Below are 4,069 nucleotides of genomic sequence, written 5' to 3' on the forward strand. Positions count from 1 at the left end.
GTACTGCAGGGGGGACCCTGTGGGAGAGTAGGACGCCGCCGAACAAATTTTGAGAAGAACCCCCGCCGGTTGTCCGGCGGGGGTTCTTTGCGTTTACCGAAAATCTCTCAGCTCGGTGGTTGGGCGGTGCCCCAGCTGGGGCGGCTCTCCCCGTGGCCGGTGGTGTCGGTGATCCGGGTGGCGCCGGAGCCGTCGGCGCGCATGGTGTAGAGCTCGGAGGTTCCGCCGGCGGGGGCCTGGGCGAAGGCGATCGTGGTGCCGTCGGGAGAGTAGGAGGCGATGCCGTAGGTGGTGTCGGACGGTCCGGGGGTGAGTGCTTCGACGGCGGTGCCGTCGGGGTGGACGGTGTAGATGCCGCCGCCGGGGGCGTTGTCCGGGCCGGCGGGGTAGGTGGTGAAGACGATGCGGCTGCCGTCGGGGGACCAGTTGGCGCGGTCGCCGGCCCGCAGTTCCCACGGGGTGAGGCGGCGCAGGCCGGTGCCGTCGGCGTTGACGATGTAGAGCGCGCGGCTGTTGGCGGGCTGGCCGGTGGCGCTGGTCCGGTAGGAGAAGACGAGCTGTTTGCCGTCGGGGGACCAGGCCGGGTCGGTGACGACGCCGGAGTAAGGGGTGTCGTTGGTCAGGAAGGTGAGCCGCTGGGCGGTGGTGCCGTCGGGGGCGATGAGGTAGAGGTCGCTGTACTGGATCTGCTCGCTCGTCGGGTCGGCGGTGCCCCAGCCGCGGGTGAAGGCGAGCTGTTTGCCGTCGGGGGACCAGGCGGGCATGGTCTCCGTCTCGTTGAGGCAGTCGGGGGCGCCGGCCTCGCAGAGCGAGCCCAGTGGGTGGATGTTCTGTCCGTCGGTGGCGGTGGTCCAGATCCGGCCGGGGGAGTCGCCGCCGGTGCGGTCGAAGGCGAGGGTGGTGCCGTCGGGGGACCAGGCGGGGTGGTCGTCGCGGGTCTGGTCGGCCGGCTGGGTGAGTTGCCGGCGGGTCTTGCCGTCGGGGGTGACGGCGAAGATGGCGCTGGTGAGGCGGTCCTGGTCGAGGAAGACCCGGCCGGCGATGAGGCCGTTGTGCGCCGGTGGGGCCGTGGGGGTGGCCGCGGCGGCGCCGACCACGCCCGCGGTGGCGTCGGCGACGGCGGGTTCGGCGGCCGGGGTCGGGGTCGGGGTGGGGGCTTCGGCGCGGATCTCGCTGAGCGGGATGTCGCCGGGCTGGGCGCCGCAGCCGGTGAGCAGGGTCCCGGCGAGCAGGAGGCCCGCACCGGCGCGGTGGCGGGTGCGGGCCGTGGTGGGGGTGGTGTGGGAGAGCCGTGTCCGTGTGCGGGTCATCCGCGTCTCATCTCCGTCTCCGATCCGCCCGGCGCGGCCGGGCGTGAGCCCCCCGAAGGAGCTGTCACTGTGTCAGATCGGAGAGAGGCGGGCGGGGAGACACGCAACGGGCCGCGTCCGCTCGGAGACGGGGAGTCATCCGTTCGCGGGGCGTGGACGGGGCGCGTGGCCGGACTTCGGTCAGCCCCGGGCGGCGCGGCGTTCGGCCTTGGCGACGGCCTCCGCCTCGTCCTCGGCCTCGGCGGTCTCCAGGGTGGGCGCGGTGCCGCCGAGGTGGACGGGCAGCCACCAGGTGTCGTCGGGGCCGGAGGGCTTGCCGGGGTACTCGCGCTGGGCCCGGTCGAGCATCTCGGTCATCGCGGCGCGCAGTCGGCGGGTGACCATGACGGGCTTGTCCTCGGGCGTCAGCACGATCGGTTCGCCGATCATGATGGTGACCGGGACGTGCCGCTTGGTGAGGGTCTTGGGGCGGCCCTTGGTCCACAGCTGCTGGGTGCCCCAGAGGACGACGGGCAGCAGCGGGGTGCCGGAGTCGGCGGCCATCCGGGCGGCGCCGGTCTTGAACTTCTTCAGCATGAAGGAGCGGCTGATGGTCGCCTCGGGGAAGACACCGACCACCTCGCCGGCCCGCAGGGCGCGGACGGCGGCCTCGTAGGCGGGCTGACCGTCGGTGCGGTCGACGGGGATGTGCTTCATGCCGCGCATCAGCGGGCCGGAGACGGCGTGCTTGAAGACGTCGTCCTTGGCCATGAAGCGGGTCTTGCGCTTGCCGCCGCGGTAGGCGCCGAGGCCGGCGAAGAGGAAGTCGAGGTAGCTGATGTGGTTGCTCACGAGCACCGCCCCGCCCTTGGCGGGGATGTGTTCGGCGCCGACGATCCTGATGCGCACGTCGAGTGCGCGGAAGACGGTCAGCGCGGCGCCGATCACCGGCGGGTACACGAGCTCTGCCACGGTCAGTCCTGACTTCGACGGGCCTGGCGGCCCGGTACGGCGGGGACCCGCGTGCCGTAGGTGGGGGCCGACCGGGGGCGCGGCACACCGCGGTGGCCACGGGCGATACACGGAGATGATCCCCCGAACGGGTACCCGCTGTCACCTGAGCGGTGCCCGCGGGGCCCGATCGGGAGGTGTGATGTGCGTGATGAGCCCGGCCGGGAACTTTTCCCGGCCGGGCGTCCGGTCGGTTTTCTCCGGCCCGGGCCGGCTCAGGCGGCCAGGTCGGTCCGGGTGCGGGCGCGCAGGACCAGGAGGTACGCCTCGCAGCCGAGGCAGTAGCCGAACGCGGCGTTGAGGAAGGCGGCGGCCAGCGCGAACCCGGTGGCGAGCAGGCCGAGCCAGGCGACTCCGGTCAGGAGGCCGGCCGTGCCGACGGCGGCGAAGACCAGGCCGACCCCCTGGGCGAACCGCGGCGGGCGCTCGTCCTCGGTCTCGGCGGGTGGTGCCAGCCGGGGCCGGACCAGGGTGCGGTAGAGCCAGGAGTAGGGGGAGCGGCGCAGGCCGCCGAGGGCGCCGAGGGCGAAGACGAGGGTCTGGGCCGCGAGCAGTGCACCGCTGCCGGTGAGCAGGACGGCGATCAGGACGAGGGTGGTGAGGGCGGCGGCGAAGCGCGGGCCGCGGGGGTCGATCTGCACGGGGACTCCGGGGCGGGGAGGGCGGCGGGGCGCGCGGCGACGGGGTCGCGCGGGCGTCCGGGAGGGCCGGGGCGCGCGTCAGCGACAGCGCGAGGCCGTGGCCCGGCACAGGTCGACCACCCGGCGGGTGGTCAGCAGCGGCTGTACGGGGCGGTCGGAGTCCACGGGCCGATCGTACGCGGGCCCGGTGACACGGGTCGAGGGGGGTTGCGGGAGGGCCGGGCCCCCGTCGTCGGCGCGCTGCGGGGGCGGAGCAGACTGGGGGGATGACCGGGTTGGTGGTGTGTGTTGTCGTGCTCGTGGCCGCGAGCGCGTTCGGGCTGATCCGAGCGAAGCGTGACGGGAGGCTGAGGGTGCGGGAGCGGGACGGGGCGGTGCGGCTGTCGGCGGCGGAGCTGGGGGAGGCGCTCGGGGAGCGGGCGACGCTGGTGCAGTTCTCCACCGCGTTCTGCCAGCCGTGCCGGGCCACCCGGCGGGTGCTGGCCGAGGTGGCGGGGATGGTCGGCGGGGTTGCGCACGTCGAGCTGGACGCCGAGGAGCGGTTGGAGCTGGTGCGGCGGCTGGAGATCGTGCGGACGCCGACCGTGCTGGTGCTGGACGCCGGTGGCCGGGTGGTGCGGCGGGCGGCCGGGCAGCCGCGGAAGGCGGATGTGATCGCGGCGCTGGGTGCGGCGGTCTGAGCCCTGTCCGGGGTGTCCGGGGTGTCCGGGGTGTCCGGGGTGGCCCGGGCCGTGGGCGCCGGGGTGCGGGCGGGGGCGTGCGGGATGCCGCCGAGGTGAATCCGGTGGCTCGAGGGCAGCCCCGTCGGGTGGAGCCCGAGGTGGCCTGGGGCAGGATGGCCCTGACGAGGCACGCCGGCCGGGGGCGCGACGTAAGCTACTGGTGAGTAGTGACCGTCGGGCTACTGGCGGGTATGCTGCCAGCAAGTTCCGGACCGGCACGGGAACACGCTGCCGGGAGTGGGTGCGAGCCGTGTACGCGCCCACGTGCACTGCCGCAGCCGCCGGACGAGACCAGTACAGGAGACAGGCCGTGAGCTTGAGGATCGTTGTCTGTGTGAAGTACGTGCCGGACGCGACGGGTGACCGTCGTTTCTCGGACGATCACACCACCGACCGGGAGGGCGTG

General features: G+C 74.0%; 4 protein-coding genes and 1 pseudogene. 2 read left to right on the forward strand and 3 right to left on the reverse strand.

Going from position 1 to position 4,069, the window contains the following annotated elements; genetic code table 11:
* Positions 1–107: 107 nt before the first annotated feature.
* From ACFVUH_RS37200 to ACFVUH_RS37210, 3 genes are all read right to left on the reverse strand, one after another.
* On the reverse strand, positions 108–1,310 hold the full coding sequence (locus ACFVUH_RS37200) for a hypothetical protein (RefSeq protein WP_387918064.1): 1,203 nt from the start codon (positions 1,308–1,310) through the stop codon (positions 108–110).
* Positions 1,311–1,490: 180 nt separating this feature from the next.
* A complete protein-coding gene (locus tag ACFVUH_RS37205; RefSeq protein WP_355376369.1) occupies positions 1,491–2,261 on the reverse strand; it encodes a lysophospholipid acyltransferase family protein in 771 nt (256 codons plus the stop codon).
* Positions 2,262–2,515: 254 nt separating this feature from the next.
* A complete protein-coding gene (locus ACFVUH_RS37210) occupies positions 2,516–2,941 on the reverse strand; it encodes a DUF4395 domain-containing protein (protein ID WP_355376372.1) in 426 nt (141 codons plus the stop codon).
* Positions 2,942–3,207: 266 nt separating this feature from the next.
* Here ACFVUH_RS37210 and ACFVUH_RS37215 point away from each other — a divergent pair, with 266 nt between their 5' ends.
* Both ACFVUH_RS37215 and ACFVUH_RS37220 read left to right on the forward strand, forming a co-directional pair.
* Positions 3,208–3,621 (forward strand): TlpA family protein disulfide reductase, encoded by a 414-nt coding sequence (locus ACFVUH_RS37215; RefSeq protein WP_380688998.1) that lies wholly within the window; start codon positions 3,208–3,210, stop codon positions 3,619–3,621.
* Positions 3,622–3,973: 352 nt separating this feature from the next.
* Positions 3,974–4,069 (forward strand): annotated as a pseudogene (locus ACFVUH_RS37220) (electron transfer flavoprotein subunit beta); the annotation flags it as partial.

Origin of the sequence: Kitasatospora sp. NPDC058032 (genome assembly GCF_042885845.1) — a bacterium.
In the GTDB taxonomy this organism is placed as follows: domain Bacteria; phylum Actinomycetota; class Actinomycetes; order Streptomycetales; family Streptomycetaceae; genus Kitasatospora.

Coding starts and splice junctions, on each gene's coding strand:
- ACFVUH_RS37200 (WP_387918064.1), bottom strand. CDS start 1,310: ATGACCCGCACACGGACACGGCTCTCCCACACCACCCCCACCACGGCC.
- ACFVUH_RS37215 (WP_380688998.1), top strand. CDS start 3,208: ATGACCGGGTTGGTGGTGTGTGTTGTCGTGCTCGTGGCCGCGAGCGCG.